The 16,289-nt window shown below is 41.7% G+C and carries 11 protein-coding genes; all 11 read right to left on the reverse strand.

Annotated features, from left to right (window positions below; all coding sequences use genetic code 11):
- The 11 genes from ccoN to POV27_RS14250 all read right to left on the reverse strand — a co-directional run bounded on the left by ccoN (position 1) and on the right by POV27_RS14250 (position 16,282).
- Positions 1–2,205, reverse strand: coding sequence for a cytochrome-c oxidase, cbb3-type subunit I (gene ccoN, locus POV27_RS14200; RefSeq protein ID WP_272863450.1), 2,205 nt, complete (start codon positions 2,203–2,205; stop codon positions 1–3).
- Between the two features lie 6 nt (positions 2,206–2,211).
- Positions 2,212–2,415, reverse strand: coding sequence for a cbb3-type cytochrome oxidase assembly protein CcoS (ccoS, locus tag POV27_RS14205; protein ID WP_272863451.1), 204 nt, complete (start codon positions 2,413–2,415; stop codon positions 2,212–2,214).
- 79 nt (positions 2,416–2,494) lie between these two features.
- Positions 2,495–4,897, reverse strand: coding sequence for a heavy metal translocating P-type ATPase (locus tag POV27_RS14210; RefSeq protein WP_272863452.1), 2,403 nt, complete (start codon positions 4,895–4,897; stop codon positions 2,495–2,497).
- A gap of 73 nt (positions 4,898–4,970) precedes the next feature.
- Positions 4,971–6,101: a type II secretion system F family protein gene (locus tag POV27_RS14215; protein WP_272863453.1), complete on the reverse strand. Its 1,131-nt coding sequence runs from the start codon at positions 6,099–6,101 to the stop codon at positions 4,971–4,973.
- The gene (locus POV27_RS14220) at positions 6,091–6,567 is read right to left on the reverse strand and encodes a PulJ/GspJ family protein (protein WP_272863454.1); all 477 of its coding nucleotides are present in this window, start codon (positions 6,565–6,567) and stop codon (positions 6,091–6,093) included. Before POV27_RS14220 ends, POV27_RS14215 begins: the two co-directional genes overlap by 11 nt.
- Positions 6,551–6,868 (reverse strand): hypothetical protein, encoded by a 318-nt coding sequence (locus POV27_RS14225; RefSeq protein ID WP_272863455.1) that lies wholly within the window; start codon positions 6,866–6,868, stop codon positions 6,551–6,553. The genes POV27_RS14220 and POV27_RS14225 overlap by 17 nt, the downstream gene beginning before the upstream one ends.
- Positions 6,865–8,115, reverse strand: a complete 1,251-nt coding sequence (locus POV27_RS14230) for a hypothetical protein (RefSeq protein ID WP_272863456.1) — start codon at positions 8,113–8,115, stop codon at positions 6,865–6,867. Before POV27_RS14230 ends, POV27_RS14225 begins: the two co-directional genes overlap by 4 nt.
- Positions 8,115–8,579 carry a hypothetical protein gene (locus POV27_RS14235; RefSeq protein WP_272863457.1) on the reverse strand — a complete coding sequence of 155 codons (465 nt, stop codon included), beginning with the start codon at positions 8,577–8,579 and terminating at the stop codon, positions 8,115–8,117. The genes POV27_RS14230 and POV27_RS14235 overlap by 1 nt, the downstream gene beginning before the upstream one ends.
- A gap of 5 nt (positions 8,580–8,584) precedes the next feature.
- Positions 8,585–9,517, reverse strand: coding sequence for a hypothetical protein (locus POV27_RS14240; protein WP_272863458.1), 933 nt, complete (start codon positions 9,515–9,517; stop codon positions 8,585–8,587).
- Positions 9,517–10,200 (reverse strand): hypothetical protein, encoded by a 684-nt coding sequence (locus POV27_RS14245; RefSeq protein WP_272863459.1) that lies wholly within the window; start codon positions 10,198–10,200, stop codon positions 9,517–9,519. The genes POV27_RS14240 and POV27_RS14245 overlap by 1 nt, the downstream gene beginning before the upstream one ends.
- A gap of 766 nt (positions 10,201–10,966) precedes the next feature.
- Complete coding sequence (locus tag POV27_RS14250) at positions 10,967–16,282, reverse strand: RHS repeat-associated core domain-containing protein (protein WP_272863460.1); 5,316 nt, start codon at positions 16,280–16,282, stop codon at positions 10,967–10,969.
- Positions 16,283–16,289 lie beyond the last annotated feature (7 nt).

Genomic DNA, 16,289 nt, shown 5'->3' on the forward strand with positions numbered 1-16,289 from the left:
TTATTGGTTTAGTTGTGCTGTGGTTTCTTCTGGCGCTTTCACTTTTATATCGGTTCCCAAGCGTTGTAAATAGGCGATCAAGGCCACCACTTCGCGATTGCGCATTTCAACAAAGTCTTCACCATTTTCTTGAGCATATTTCTTATCGGCTTCATAGGTTTTGGCAAAGTCAGGGTCAGAATAAAGATTCTGTTCAATCTGTGTTCCCTGCTCGGCCATCCATTCTTGTGCACGTTCTATATCCTCCAATGTATAAGGCACACCTAAGGATTGCATCACCCTCATTTTGGCTTCGGTCTTGCTCTTGTCAAGTTCATTTTTAATGAGCCACTTATAGGATGGCATAATGGAACCAGAGGAGGTACTTTGTGGATCATAGAAGTGATTCAAGTGCCAATTATCACTGTATTTTCCACCAATCCGCAGGAGGTCGGGACCTGTTCTTTTACTTCCCCAGAGGAAGGGGTGATCGTACACAAATTCTCCCGCCTTGGCGTATTCACCATACCTTTCCACCTCACTTCGGAAGGGTCGTACCATTTGTGAATGACAGGCATTACAACTTTCCCGTATGTACAGGTCACGTCCCTCTAGTTCGAGGGGTGTATAAGGTTTCACGCTCGTTATGGTAGGGACATAATCATCTACCATAAGCGATGGAATGATCTGTACCATACCCCCAATAAGGATGGCGATGGTAGCATAGATGGTCAACTTCACGGGGCGTCTTTCCAACCAAGTATGATATCCTTCCTTAACGGTTCGTTTCTTGGTGACACGTTGCAGCGGAGCTGCTTCGGCCAATTCGTCCGTCACTTTTTGCCCAGCCCTAGCTGTTTTATAAAGGTTGTATACTCCAATGATAGCTCCTACAATAAAGAGGCTACCACCAATGGCACGCATCCAGTACATAGGAATGATTTCGCTTACAGTTTCTAGGAAATTACCGTAGGTAAGGGTACCATCCGGATTGAATTGCTTCCACATAGAAGCCTGTACAAATCCAGCCACGTACATGGGTAAAGCATAAAGAATGATTCCTAAGGTTCCAACCCAGAAGTGGGTATTGGCGAGTTTGGTGGACCATAGCCTGGTTTTAAACAATTTGGGAACCAACCAATAGGCCATACCAAAGGTGAGGAATCCATTCCAAGCCAGAGCTCCTACATGCACGTGGGCAATCACCCAATCGCTAAAGTGGGCGATGGCATTTACGTTTTTAAGTGATAACATGGGTCCTTCGAAGGTGGCCATACCATATCCGGTAATGGCGACAACCATGAATTTTAAAACGGGATCGGTACGGACCTTATCCCAGGCCCCTCTCAAGGTGAGCAATCCATTGATCATCCCTCCCCAGGAAGGAGCGATGAGCATAACCGAAAAGGCCACCCCAAGGTTTTGGGCCCAATCGGGAAGGGAAGAGTACAATAAATGGTGGGGACCCGCCCAGATATAAATAAATATCAAGGACCAGAAGTGCACTATGGAAAGGCGATATGAATAAATGGGTCGGTTCGCCGCCTTGGGTACGAAGTAGTACATTAATCCAAGGAAAGGTGTCGTAAGGAAAAATGCCACCGCATTATGCCCGTACCACCATTGTACTAAGGCGTCCTGTACACCTGCATACACCGAGTAGCTCTTTAGGGCACTTACAGGGATCTCGATACTGTTTACAATGTGCAATACCGCGACCGTTACAAAGGTGGCCAGATAGAACCAAATGGCTACATAAAGGTGCCTTTGCCTTCTTTTAAGAATGGTACCGACGAGGTTAGCCCCGAAGGCAACCCAAACCAAGGCAATGGCAATATCGAAAGGCCATTCCAATTCGGCGTATTCCTTGGAGGTGGTATAACCTAACGGCAGTGTAATGGCGGCACCGACGATGATGAGCTGCCAACCCCAGAAATTGAAATTGCTCAGCCAATCCTTCCACATTCGGGCTTTCAAAAGGCGCTGCGTTGAGTAATAAACACCAGCAAAAATGGCATTCCCTACAAAGGCAAAGATGACCGCATTGGTGTGTAAGGGTCGCAAGCGGCCAAAGCTTAACCAGGAAATGCCATCGGTTAGGTTGGGGAATAAAAACATGAAGGCCAATAACAAGCCTACACTCATCCCAATAATGCCCCAAAACATAGTGGCTACTATAAATTTTCGGACAACTTTATTGTCGTAGTAAAACTGTTGTACTTCCATTGATATTTACGATTGTTCTTTTAATGATTGGTTTTGTTGTTTATTCTTGGTTTCAAGATTTTCGGGGGTTACTTCATCGTCAAACAACATGCGGATGGAGGGAGTATAGGTATCGTCATACTGCCCCTTTTTCACCGAAATAATAAAGGCGACAAAGAAGACTAAAGCGACGATAACGCTAATTGCTAAAAGCATATAAATGATACTCATACCTACCTGAAATACGGCGTAAAACTAGGTGGGAATCCCTTGAAAAAAGATGACATTTGTCAGCTTTGGTGAAATAGTTCTAACAGTCTGGATGTGAATTCAATTTTTTACCCAAGAAATAGGTGAAAACGGTTGTAAACACTACGATGCTTATCGAACTCAAAGGCATTAAAATGGCAGCTACGACGGGCTTTAAATATCCTGTAATAGCAAAGCCTAACCCAATAAGGTTGTAGAGCAATGAAAAGAGAAAAGCGTATTTAATTACACGCACTCCTTTTTGGGAAAGTGAAAGGAATTCGGGGATTTGCCGAAAGCGATCTGCATCCAGAATTCCATCGCAAGCAGGGGAGAATACGTTTACATTTTCTGAAAGGGCAATACCTACATCACTTTGCGCCAGGGCTCCTGCATCATTAAGGCCGTCCCCTATCATCATCACCTTTTTCCCTTGTTGTTGAAGTGAGGTAATGAATGTCAATTTATTTTCGGGTTTCTGATTGAAATAGAACCGGGTTTGCTCAGGAAGTAAGGATTCCAGATGTTCCTTTTCACTATCATTATCTCCCGAAAGCACGATTAGCTTGTATTGCGGATCTAAGGATGAAAAAAGTTGTTCCACTCCTTCCCGGTAATCGTTGTAGAAGGTATAGTACCCTTTGTATTGATCTTGGGTGCTTATATGAACTGTAGTTCGATTTATAGAACCATTCGTTAAGGTGTCATTATTGCCAAAACTTTCAGATACGAATGCATGGGAGCCTGCTCTTATATGTCGATTTTGATAGGAGCCTTCAATCCCATGCCCAACGGTTTCAGAATACTCGTCCAAAGTACTTATTCCGTTCTTCTTCAGAAGCTCATACAAGGAACGACTCAAAGGGTGATTGGAGGCACGCAAAGTTCCAGCAAGCAACTTTTGTTCTTCTTCCGATAGCGCTGTCCCTTCATAGGTAATGACATTTTTTTGTGCCTTGGTAAGCGTCCCTGTTTTGTCGAATACAATAGTATTTAATTGAGCCATTTGCTCAATGATACTGCTGTTTTTTAGATATAATTTATGCCTTCCGAAGATGCGCAGTAGATTCCCCAAGGTAAAAGGAGCGGCTAACGCAATTGCACAAGGACAGGCTATGATAAGAACGGCTGTGAAAACATTGAGGGCCATGGAGGGATCATAAAAGAACCAAAAGGTGCCAGCTGCCAACGCTATGAGAAGAATGGTAACCGTAAAATACTTGCTAATGCCATCGGTGAGGGTTTCGAATCGGCAGGTATTTTTTTGTTGAAAGACCTCGTTGGACCACAATTGAGTGAGATAACTTTGCTCCACAGATTTTATGACCTCTAATTCGATGATACCCGATTGCTGCCTTCCTCCTGCGAATAACTTATCTCCAGAAACTTTGGCCACTGGATCCGCTTCTCCCGTAACAAAGCTGTAATCGATTAGGGCATCTCCTTTCATGAGAATACCGTCTACAGGAATCAACTCTTCATTTCTAATGAGGATGCGATCCCCAGGTTGAAGTTCGCTTACGGGAGTCTGTTTTTCGCGACCACCTTTCAAATGGGTAACTGCTACTGGGAAATAGGACTTGTAGTCACGTTCAAACGACAGGAAGGCGTAGGTTTTTTGCTGAAAGAATTTCCCCAACAACAGGAAGAAAACCAGCCCCGTAAGACTATCGAAAAACCCAGTTCCGATATCTAAAGCAATTTCGAATGTGGATCGGATGAAAAGTACGGTAATTCCAATAGCAATGGGAACATCTATGTTCAGGATTTTTGATCGCAATCCTTTGATCGCTGATATAAAGTAATCCTTGGCCGAGTAGAACACCACGGGAAGGGAGAACGCGAACATCAACCATCGGAAGATGTGCTTAAAACGCTCCAGCCAAAATTCATTCACTTCGAAATACTCGGGGAAGGAGAGGAACATAATATTTCCAAAAGCAAAACCTGCAATACCCAGTTTGTAGATCAAACTACGATCTACCTTTCGTTGTTTTTGGGTGGTATCTTCCAAGGAAATATAGGGTTCATAACCAATATTGGATAGCAGTCGAACCAATTTGTAGACCCCAAAGTTTTCTTCAGAAAAGGTAATGCGTACTTTTTTCTTCGGAAAATTGACTTGGGCGGCTTTAATAGCCGGATGTAACTTTCCCAAATGTTCCAGTACCCAAATACAGGAACTACAATGAATGGACGGAATGTACAATTCAATCACCTGTATGCCATCCTCATTAAAGTCCAGAAGTTTATTCGCAATTTCTGGATTCTGTAGAAAGTCGAATTTATGTTCGATTCGGGAAGGGGACGTACCGGGATTTTGTTCTAGATCGTAGTAGTAGGAAAGATCGTTTTCGTTCAGAATTTCATAAACGGTTTTACAACCATTACAACAGAATGCTTTATCCTGAAAATGAATAGTGTCCGTTGTGCATGCATCCCCACAGTGGAAACAGGTCGACATAATAATCCAATTTGCTTATACCTCGTGCAAAGGTGGAGTATACGTCTAAGGGAAACCATGACAATGGTCATGTTTAGCCAATCAAACTGCTTAGTTTGAACATAGGCAAATACATAGCGATAAGGATCACAGCCACAATAATACCTACGATTAGGGTGAGCATGAAGTTGAAGACGGTGGTCATCATTTGCCCTTTGTACTTAATCTCGGCAGCGTATTGGTCGTAGAGCTTTTGGAAGATATACTCTGTTTGGTTGGTTTCTTCGGCCACCTTCAATAAAGCAATCATCTTCTTGTCGTAAAAAGGGTGTTTGGCAAAGCTATCATTCAGTTTGGATCCTTGAATGAGATCTTTTTCAATAGTATGTAATGTCTTTTCCAACGGATAGAAGCGAATCATTTCCCTAACCAGAGCGATGCCATTCACTACCGGAATTTTGGCATTGGTCAATAGAGCCATGGCTTGAGTGAATTGGATGAGGTATACCTTTCGGAAATAGTTGCCCAAAGTGGGGATTTTCAATTGAAACTTCCCAATAAGGCGATAGTACCATTCTGTAGTCGAAGCCCATTTTACCAATAAAATGAGCCCACCTATGACCAGTAGGATAACAAGTCCATTGCCCGTAACCAATGTGGAAACCTTCACAATTTGTTGGGTAAGCCAAGGCAGTTCTACCTGGTTTTGTTTAAAGATGTCCACAAACATAGGTACGACATAACGAAGCATGAAAAACACTACCACAACGGCCAGAATTAAAACGATTACCGGGTAGGATAGGGAAGATACCAATTGCCTGCGCAGTTCATTCTTGCGATTGAAGTATTCCCGTAAGTCGTCTACGATCTTCGGGAGTTGCCCGGTACGTTCTCCAATCTTTATGGCTTGGTATTCGTAGGAGGAGAAGTTCGAATTCTTTTCCAAAGCATCGTACAAGGAACTTCCGGCTACAATTTCGTTAGAGATTTCTTGAATGAGACTCTGGTCTTTTTTCTTCCGTTGCATGTCCGAAATGAGATCCAAGGCGGTTTTCAAGTTCACTCCAGAATTCAGCAAAACACTCAACTCGGCATAAAAATCCTCCTTGGCACGATGGGACATCCCTTTGCCAAAAAGTGTAATTTCCCGATTCATGAAGCTCACTTTTTCCTCTTTGGAGGTGCTTCGATTTTGGTCTGCTATGTTCTCTAATTTAATTCCCATTCGTTGTCATATATCTAGCGGCGTCTATTTCTTGGTAAAGAAACAAAAAGGATTTTTTTTCTTCCGGGCCCCATTCCATTTTCAAGGCATCGATATTTCCCTTGGTCACTTCCGTTCCCTGCCAAAAATATTTCGGTGCTATTCCCTGCGAAAGTACCGTATCGGTCTGTCGAAGTAATACCTGCTCCGAAAATGTGTAGGAAATGGAGTCTATGGGGTTTTTCATTTTCAAGGTGCGTTCTATCGGATCATAAGAAATATCATGATATCTATGAAAGTCTACAGTCATTTGCTGTTCTAATAGTTCTATTTGGGTACTCGAACTATAGTTATTCTGAATGGCAACAATATTCCGGCTAATCAACCCCATAACGGTATACCCAATGCCTATGACTACCGTAGATAGGGTCATGGCCACCATGAGTTCGGTGAGGGTGAAAGCAGGTATTTTAGCGAATCGTTTCATGGATCAGTCGTTGGGTTTCCTTTTTGGAAGGTTTATGTACGGCTTCCAGAATAAAAACCCCTTCTTGTTTTTCTATGGCGATATCCCATTGTTCGTTGTCCTCGTAATAGGGAACCGCTATTTTTTGATGTTTGGTGAGATAGGTTAGTTCCTTCAATCGGTTCTGAAATTCGGAATCATTGCCTTTTACCACTCCTTTAAATACATTGTTCAGACTAAGACTGGCAATAGTGAATACCGTAACGATAATGGCAGAAGCTGCCAAAATCTCTACAATGGTTGCTGCTTTTATTTTTTTCAATAAAGCCATTTCACTACTCCTTTCTTTTTATTTTGAAATGGCAATCCGCAAAACACATTCGGCAGGTCGTTGCCCAGTAATTTACCGTTGTAAATATGATTGATATAGCGTGAACCGAATTCGTTGGTTACAAAACGCTGGGTATAAGCATTACCCATTACAGTGCCCGCAAGACCTAAATTTCCTTTTACATAAATGCTTCCTTGTACAAAGGTATCCTCGCTGATGTACACATTGGTGTTCGAATGATTTTCAAAAGTCTTTGGAAGATAAATAATATTGCCGTGTACTTCACTGTTCTTCGAAATGTAGAGCGGTTCCTTTCCTTTCGGAATCGGGGCATCTTCCAATTCCTTGGTATTTAAAATTACCAATGAACTCGGATATTGCAATAGTACATTTTCATTAACTTTTATGGACTCACTCGCTAGGAAATGGGCATTACCCTTAAAGCCTCTTTCTATGGTGATTTTTGGTGCTATGAGCACTACGTCTGTTAATTTGGCAAGACGGGAAACCACGATTTCGGTTTCACTTTTTAATATGATATTCCCTATGCATTCTTGAACCAAATACAAGGTGCTGGGTTCATAGATGACTAAGGAAGGTTCCTGAAAGGATTGGGTGTTTTTTTCCTTTAGTGTCCCCATAAATTCTGAAAGTACAGGCCCTGGCCTCAGCAATTGTTCTGTATGGGTTCTCCATTGCGAATCTAATTCTGGTAAGGATCCATTGCTCCGCCGAATGGGACCTCGCACCAATTCCTTCCCATTGTAATAGTGGCCCGAAATGACTCCAGCTTTAATGCCCTTGTCCGAGATATAGGCGGCTCCTTCAATTTTTGTATCTCCCACAACGACTAGCGGAAGTTGGGGATCGGCAACATGCAGAGCCGTTCTCGGCTCTTCTACGGTACTACCCACCAAAGCCATTTGGGAAAAGGATTTACTCTTACTACGGGATGTGCTGGATCGTGTTAGGAATCCACCCCAATGACCTTTTTTCAATATAGTGGTATGGTCTTCCTGCTCCAAAACGATGGAATCTTTTATTTGGGTATTGGATTGCAAGGATTGCTCCATCCCGGCATGGGCATGGGAAATAGTCTCTAGAAATAGTTGGGATTGGATACCAAAAAACTGATGGGTATGGGTGAGGGTGATGAAGGAACCTAAAAGCAAGGCTAATATGACAGACACCAGAATGGCAAACTGTAGGGCCGAAGCTTTTATTTTTTTGAAACGCATCACATTATCGAAAATTCTTGGGTCTGACCTTCGAAACGCAGGGTGATTTTCTCTTTATTTCCCCGGATCACTTTTACATTTTCCAACGTTTCCCCAGACCGGATCAACTGCTGTTGACCGTTAATACTAATGATGAAGACCTTGTCACTGGAACCCCCATCTGCTACCAGCCCCAAATACTGAATAGTGGGCCAAGCGATATCTTTTTTGGGTGCTGAAGAGGTAGCTCCGGAAGTTTTTTTGCGCTTCTTTTTATATACCGTTCCTAAGAAAGGATCGCTTTCTACGGCCAGCAACGAGAATTCTTCCTTCGGTTTAATGTCGGGCGCCTTAAAACTTCCAATCTGTGTTTGGGCTACCGGATTGCTATCATCCGAAAAAGCATCTACCATTTTATAAATAAGAAGTGCCCAGATGGCTACTACCAAGGGAAGTAAAATCCGTATGTTCTTTTTGTTTTTCAAAAGACTTATTGATTTACAGTAAAACTGAATACACTGCTTCCGGTGCTTTGGTTTCCGGCTTCATCGAACGCCTGAACTTGCCAGTAATAGGTATTATTGTCCAAGGTGGCATCGTAGGGAGCGCTAGCTTGATCTTTCAACACCAAATCGGTAAGGGTTTCATCACGATATACATAAATACTATCGGTTTCTACACTTCCCGAAATGGGCGTTCGGGTCCATTCAAAAGACACTTGCCCTGTAGTTAGTACCGCTTCATCAGCCGGGGCTGTTAAGGAAGGAGTATTGGGTGCGGTAAGATCTATTAAAATATCCCTTGCTGAATACAGGGTGTTTTCGGTACCATTTTCGGCACGCACTTGCCAAGTGTTTTCTCCTTCAGCGAAAGTAACATCCAACAGGGTGCTACTCGTAGTTTGTTCATCTACTACGGAACCATTTTGCAACAGCTGAATGCGATACAGGGTAGCTCCATCTACCACTTGCCATTGCAAGGTTTGTGTGGCACTATTCACTGCAAGATTATTGGCGGGATCAGTAAGGATCACCGTATTATCTGGAAAATTTTGCACAGGGACCACCTGAAATGCTGCGGTGGTGTAGGCTGTTTCGTAATTGCTGTTCAAGGCTTTCACCCGCCATTCGTAGGTGCCAATATTCAAAGCTACTTCGCTCGAAGTGACCGTGTCCTGCGTATTGGCCAACAGTTGGGCAGGATTTTCGAAATTGGGTGTAGCGATTTGAAATTCATAAGATGTGGCATCTTCTACCGCGCTCCAATCGAAAAATACGGTATTGGTAGCGACTTCGCTATTGTTTGAAGGAGCTATAAGAGTGACGGTCCGATTACTAATGTCGGTTTCTATCAACAATCCGCCTTCCTCATCACATGCAGCTACCGTTGCTATAATGGCTATGTAAAAAAATAATCTCTTCATTAAAATCTAATCTCCGTTTTACGTTCTGCTCTCTTGGCCGATTTATATTGATCCTCCCCGCAGCTCCGGCCTTGCTCAACCAAATCCATAATACGCACCTTATAGCCATTGGAAGTTCCCCAACAAAAATGAGAAGCTTCGTAGGCAATGATATTTCCTTGACTGAATTCGATGGTCTCGGAAACTTTATTTCCATTTCTAACCTCTATGGAGAGGGTCTTTTGTTTGTTTTGGACTAAGTAGACTTCTTCGGCAGAAGCTATACTTCTTCGTTGGTTATCCGGTAAATCTAAAGTGACTTCTGTAACTACTCCAAAATCATTTCCCCCTTTTAGGTAACGTACCATTTCCTTGTCTTTGTTCAGCATATCTACTAGGGAGATTTTATCAAGGATTTCTAGGGAAACAAGCAGGCTGTCCTTTTTGGAGTTAGGAAGTGAATCTTTTTTGGTAAAGATTTTCCGCTTTTCAACTTTTTGAAGGGATGCTACCAATCGCAAGGGTTTTTCCAAATCGACCACTGTTTTGGAATTGGAAATGGTCTGCAGGGCATAGTTTTTATAGATGCCCAAGGTCCCTAATTCGGGATATTGGGTTTCGGTAATGGTTTTGTGGGTAATTTGGCTGCATGCGCTTAGTAAAAGTGCTCCCCCAACAACATATAATAGCTTTCGTACGGTCATATTTCAATATCTATAATCAAAGATAGGATTCTTATGGCAATGGAGCAGGTTTTAACCTAATGTTATTATTTGCCCGATTTGTTACCCAAGTTAAACTCTAAATTTACGTTAAGTAAGTATCATTTTTAAATTCTAATTGTCGAGGAAAATTAAATGCGGTCTGTTTTATTGAAAGAATTTTTTTCACATAAAGAAGTGAGATTTCAAGTACCCCAATATTAACTATTAATTTGCGGCACTTGCAATAATACATCCTTTGAGTAGAATGAGATCGAAGAGCTGTTCAGGGAGTTTCCAAAATAATATTATGAATATACAAACTGATATCATCTGCTCAATTAAAGGCTGTATATGGCAAGAATGTTCTCCGTTATGAACGGCTAGGGAAATTATTAACCAACTCTAAGGAATCATCATACAATTCATATTTATCTTTATGAAAAAGACTACCAGAAATTTTTAAAATCAACCAAAAAATCTGATTGTCAATCTCTATTTTGTAGAAAAAAACCATGTAAGGGTCATAAATAATAGGTTTCCAAGGAAAGATTCTATTATATAACGGATAAAACTTTGCTTCTTTAAATGGTGTAGACGAATAATCGACTTTAAAATATTGAATCTCCGATGAATTTTTATCAAAGTAACTAGAAATTAGATTAACTGGAAAATTACTAGTACCCGACAACAAATATTTCGTTATTAAAAAATACAATATAACCCCTATGAATAAGAACAACAGTATTAGCATATACATACAATTTAATCAAAACTTCCATTCATAGTCCAATTTATAGTTTATACCTAGAGTAGCACCGAAGAAAAACCTTGCTCCGACATCTTCTCCTATGTCAATTGAAAACTTTACTCCTTTTTTGCTTACGTCATAACCATGTAAATCTACTATCGCTGCCCCAACTGATACATCTCTCGAGGTGACAGTTTCTGTTAAACCAGCCTTTTCTTCTTGTTGTATGTAACCTATATTAAAAACACCCGCTTCAATTGTTCCACCGGTGGATGTTGTGCCAACAGGGCTTCCTATCTCATATACATCATCATTATAAAACCAACCTTTATCAGTAGCTTTGTACGGAGACATATTTAAAAGAGGTAATATAATATTTGGCCCTTGGGGGTGATCATAATTTTTAGCATAACCAGCTTCAAAGGAAAATAAATTAAGAGCATTCCAACTAGCTTCGCCTCCAACAATACCAGCATCCAATCCGTGGTTAACTACTCCAAAATCAACATTACCATATACACTCAACGATTCTCGTGTTGTAATTTTTCCCAACCCACCATATCCAAAATTTCTAAATTCTGATTCTCCAATATTATAACCATCGGTCAAATTACCGGTAGTTTTTCCAATTTCAGCAGCCCAAATCCATTGGTCCCTTTCATTTTTAAAGATCTCACCTCCATTAAAAACTTTACGCCACCAAGCTCGTATTCTTCCAAAAAGCCCTCCATCTGGATCAATCCCATTAATCGGATCGTTACCCATTCCTAAATATGGACTATGATACTGCCCATACGGATCAATGGTTAACCATCTTCCAAGTCTGCCGTCCCAAAGCCTCAACTCAAAGGCCTCCATTCCGGTTTCTAGATCCTTTTCCTGCCCCTGGAAGGCATAACGATATTGTCCCTCTTGATTACGATCAGGCATCGGCATTCCAAAGGGGTAATAATCTTTGTAGGCTAACATGACCGGGGTATTTGTTGTGGTAATATCAGTTACTCGAACATCATCCAAATAGTAATTATTCTGAGAAGCTTCGAAGATGGTGCCTAATCGAAAGGTGAGGGTAGCTGTTCCCGTTGCCTGAGCATTATAGGTAACTATTACCTCTTCATTTTGATCTACAGTCCCAAAAGGTCCTATTGTTCCCCACCCACCGGGTTCGTAAACGATATAATTAAGCTCATTTGGAGTTTCGTCTAAATTTACTTTAAATCGAATACCATACGTACTACCGTTGGTTACTGGAAAACCAATAGATACTTCATTGTCATTGTCATCGGTAACTTCAGCTTTTAACTGTTCGTTGGAGATAGATAAGTTTACGTTTGCACTACTTGTCCACCCGGATGGCACTGAAATTCCAGAAAAATCTTCATTCAATATCACTGTGGCATTCACGTCACGTTGTATTACAGCTCGTACATTTCCCAAATGATCATTGAGTTCGTATTTCATCAAATCATATTCATCCATAACTCCCAATCGCGAGGTTCCATACACAGGGTATTCCACGGATTGTGATGTCGTTTTACCACCTGTGGTGTTGGGTAGATAGTATATGGCAATCGGTCGTCCTCTAGCATCCCTTACGTAAAAGGTTTGCGGGCTCGTGCCAGAATTTAAGGTTAATCGCTTTTCCACGCGATGCCCCCTATCGTTATAGAAGAATTCTACCTTTTCATTATTACCGCTTTCCGTTGAGAAAGCGGACTTTACCAATCCTGAATTCCAATAATCATATCCAAGATCATCTTGGGCATTCGAAATTAATTGACCAATAGCGCTATAGGTGTAATTATTAGCTCCTTGCGTCTTAATATCGCCAGCATCCCCGGTATCATTAAAGGCGGAATCTGTTACATGATCCAATTGATTGGTATTGGAATCATACGAATAGGTGAGCGCATCCATGGCATTGTTCCCATTATTTGTGAACATATTGCGAAACAAAGTAGTAATGTTGCCATTGGCATCATACGTTATGGATGGCACATTGTAATCTCCTTGGGAGTTAGGCGTGAACAGATTGTTACTAAAGGACCCATAGGCAGCGGAACTTAACCATCTATTCTGATTGTACTCATATAGGTAACCACTGATAGGTGTTCCAGGCGGGTTTATGCCTTGAGATTGCCAACGAATTCCTTTAATATTGCCATCGTATCTGTTCGTGCCCGCGGCGGTATAATTAATAGCACTACCTCCTCTTGTATAGTCCCGTGCATGATATTCCAGAATCATCCCAAAAGCATCGTTCTGATCTTCTCCTGGGTCGTAGGTGTCGGAAAGTGATGGGTGGTTTATTGCTTTTAATTGTCCTTCCAAAGTATAGACATAGTCCATGCCTTGAAGTCCTTCGGCTAGTAAAACCCTTTTTAATTCACCCGTTTCGTAGTAAGTATAACGGGCGTGTTCTGTAAAGTGGATGTTATCGCTAGAAGTCTCCACCAAAACCAATTGGCCAAGATTGCTATAAGAATATCTATGTGCAAATAACTCTTGTGCGTCGTCTCTTTGATAAATCACTTTGGAAATCTGTCCGGAAATCTGGTCATATTCATAATCTAATGTCTTTGCTCCAAGATTAGTAATATTTTGTATCATCCATTCCACGCGACCATAGATATCGTAGCTATACCAGGTTTTATTGGTTGTTGGGTTCTCTGTATAGGTCTGTGATACGTTTCCTGAAAGGAATCGCTGAATCCGGGATCCGTATTGCATAGGATCGGTAGAAAACCCGAGGGCTTGAAGCCCTGAATGATCGTGTTTATCATATACGGTAAATATTTGTTCAAAGCAATTGACCGAATTAACGGAATAGGTATCCACTGGAGGTGGAGGTGTCGAACTCCCTTCCGTTTGAATCTCCAATCCAGATACTGTGGCTCCTTGATCATAGAGGGTGCCGTCTATTACAAAATCTGCGGTCCCCACACCACCTTGATCAGGAACTTGGAAAAAAGATTGTCCGTTTTTCAAGAACCGAAGCACCTGGTTGGTACGTTCTATGGCAAAGGTGTCACCTGTGGTATGGGTGGTTACATCCCGAACAATTGAAGCACCATCACTAACAATATTGATGCTATTATCACTTTTTATGTACAAAGCAAGATCTATGGTTTGGTAACTTTCATCTTCATCCATTAACGATATCCCAACCACTCCTAGGGTGTTGGTTGTAAACTGGAAGGGGATATTAAAATCGCCGGTACCCGTGCTTTCTAAAGAAGCGAAGCCTGAATTGGACCAATTGGCGGTTCCTGTTTTAGTAACAGACCCTGACCCAGTTGTCAAGCTACTACCGACATTAAAGGTTGGAATTGTAGTACCTGAAGAGTTAAAATAGGGCAGGTCTTCTTGGCACACCCCACTTTCGATGGGGCGACCTCTTTCATCATAATTGGTATATGAAAATTCACCGTTCGCGACTTGCACGTCATTTTGGGAAAAACGGATCTGTCCATCGGTTCGATATACAAATTGTGAGGTACCTTCATCTGGACTAGTTGAACTCAGCAATTCTCCCGAGGCATTGTATTCCAGGGTGGAGAACATAGTATGATTCGGTGTGCCAGTTGTAAGATCGAAGGCCTCAGAAGCGAAGCCTAAAGGTTGTACGCTCTTTGTTAGTTTTCCTGAAACGTCATAATAATTCAATGCATAATCGTGGTAGTTTACCTTATAGCGAATCCCTTTCGCATTAGCTGGAACACTAATGCTACCGGATATGTCTATGTATACTTTTGCGTCGTTCGTGGATTGTGGTGTGTAATATATTCGATATACATTCCCTCCTGTCATGGATAATGGGGAAACAATTTCTCCTGATCTTAAATTCCATACGGTATAGATTTGCCAAGTATCCAAGAACGTAATGTCCGTATTTACTATTCCTTTTGGAATATGCACATCTACAAATCCTTGTTCTCCGATAAGAGATGCTACCTCATATTTGGTAGTTCCTCCAGATCGGGCTGTAGCCATTACTTTTCCTTCAGCATCCGTAAAAGAAATCACCTCATTGCCATGTGGATCAATGGATACAGTTTTGAACGCCCTAAGAATAACCTCTTCTCCTTGTGTGCTTGCAGGACCATCGAAATAAGCATGTCCAAAGGCATAATATAATTCTTGGGTCGCTGGAAGCGTGTAGCCATATCTTTGAGGGAACGTATCATTGGTACCATCGCCATCCAAATCCAAGTATTTACCACCACTCACCATTCTCACTTTACCTGGATTGAGTTCATCATAAACCGTTCTTGCGTAAGGCCGATTGGTATTGTCTTGTAGGGGTTCGCTATCATTGTTACTACTATAATACCAACCCAAACTACCGGGATTGGTGCCTGCAACAGGAGGCACCTCTGGGTTGGCTTCCAAGGTAGCGGTTGTTAAAGTATTTCCACTGGAAGTTTGTATAAAGTCTTCATCGTAAACAAAATGTTGTGGGGTACCAGTTAAGGGAGAAGCATAGGATTGTAACGCAGGTCGCCCTTGAAAGTCATATCGGGTTTCATGCGCCCACATTTTTTCCGTTAGGATGTCTTTGGATTGTGATTGAATGGGTTTTCCCAAACAATCATAATAATTTATCTTCGCCGTTGTCAAGGACCCATCTAGACCATAACTTCGGGCAATAATCCAGTTTTTTTCGTCATTGGAAGTAGGCACAACAACAGTTGGGTCTCCATTAAGCCCACTATTGGAATAGCTAAAAGAGATATCTTCTTGGTTAACGGCTACGATCATCCTATAATCGACATGGCTTAGATTTATAAGTCCGAAATTGATGTCCTTGGTTGAATTTTGATCCCCTTCGTATTTAATGGACAATGCGTTTCCTATTTTTTCGAAACGCAACTTAGTGGTTTCTTGGGGGGTAATGTCTTCCGACTCTGCAAGTACACTTCCATCGGGAGCATACACTCTTGCCCTATAGGGAGCTGAGCTGTTATATGTGGGATCTATAAAAAGATACCCAAGTTTAATGGCATATGATTGAGCCGTGATCTCCTGTATGTCAAAAGAAGTAATTGTGGCGGGAGTCAAATACAACGTAAGAGCACCGGGACTTACAGTTGGATGATTTGCGGGAACACCATTCACCTTAAAATCGGTGATCTCGAAATGACCATCTTGTCCTTGAGGAATTATACTTGAGGTGATCGCATAACTAATACTTCCCGTTTTAACGTTAGTCATCGATTGTGCATTCGTATCGATTTGAAAAAGATCGTTTTCTAACCATTCAATTTGCTGAGCATTGCTTATGAAAGCCACACATAAGAAACTCAAAACCATTATTGCTTTTACTCTTTTCATAGTGATC

This window comes from Aureisphaera galaxeae, assembly GCF_028561275.1.
GTDB lineage: Bacteria > Bacteroidota > Bacteroidia > Flavobacteriales > Flavobacteriaceae > Aureisphaera > Aureisphaera galaxeae.

What these genes read in the sequence shown, in the direction of transcription:
- POV27_RS14230 (WP_272863456.1), bottom strand. Translation starts at nt 8,115, where the DNA reads ATGCGTTTCAAAAAAATAAAAGCTTCGGCCCTACAGTTTGCCATTCTG.
- POV27_RS14245 (WP_272863459.1), bottom strand. Translation starts at nt 10,200, where the DNA reads ATGACCGTACGAAAGCTATTATATGTTGTTGGGGGAGCACTTTTACTA.
- POV27_RS14220 (WP_272863454.1), bottom strand. Translation starts at nt 6,567, where the DNA reads ATGAAACGATTCGCTAAAATACCTGCTTTCACCCTCACCGAACTCATG.
- POV27_RS14240 (WP_272863458.1), bottom strand. Translation starts at nt 9,517, where the DNA reads ATGAAGAGATTATTTTTTTACATAGCCATTATAGCAACGGTAGCTGCA.
- ccoS (WP_272863451.1), bottom strand. Translation starts at nt 2,415, where the DNA reads ATGAGTATCATTTATATGCTTTTAGCAATTAGCGTTATCGTCGCTTTA.
- ccoN (WP_272863450.1), bottom strand. Translation starts at nt 2,205, where the DNA reads ATGGAAGTACAACAGTTTTACTACGACAATAAAGTTGTCCGAAAATTT.
- POV27_RS14215 (WP_272863453.1), bottom strand. Translation starts at nt 6,101, where the DNA reads ATGGGAATTAAATTAGAGAACATAGCAGACCAAAATCGAAGCACCTCC.
- POV27_RS14210 (WP_272863452.1), bottom strand. Translation starts at nt 4,897, where the DNA reads ATGTCGACCTGTTTCCACTGTGGGGATGCATGCACAACGGACACTATT.
- POV27_RS14250 (WP_272863460.1), bottom strand. Translation starts at nt 16,282, where the DNA reads ATGAAAAGAGTAAAAGCAATAATGGTTTTGAGTTTCTTATGTGTGGCT.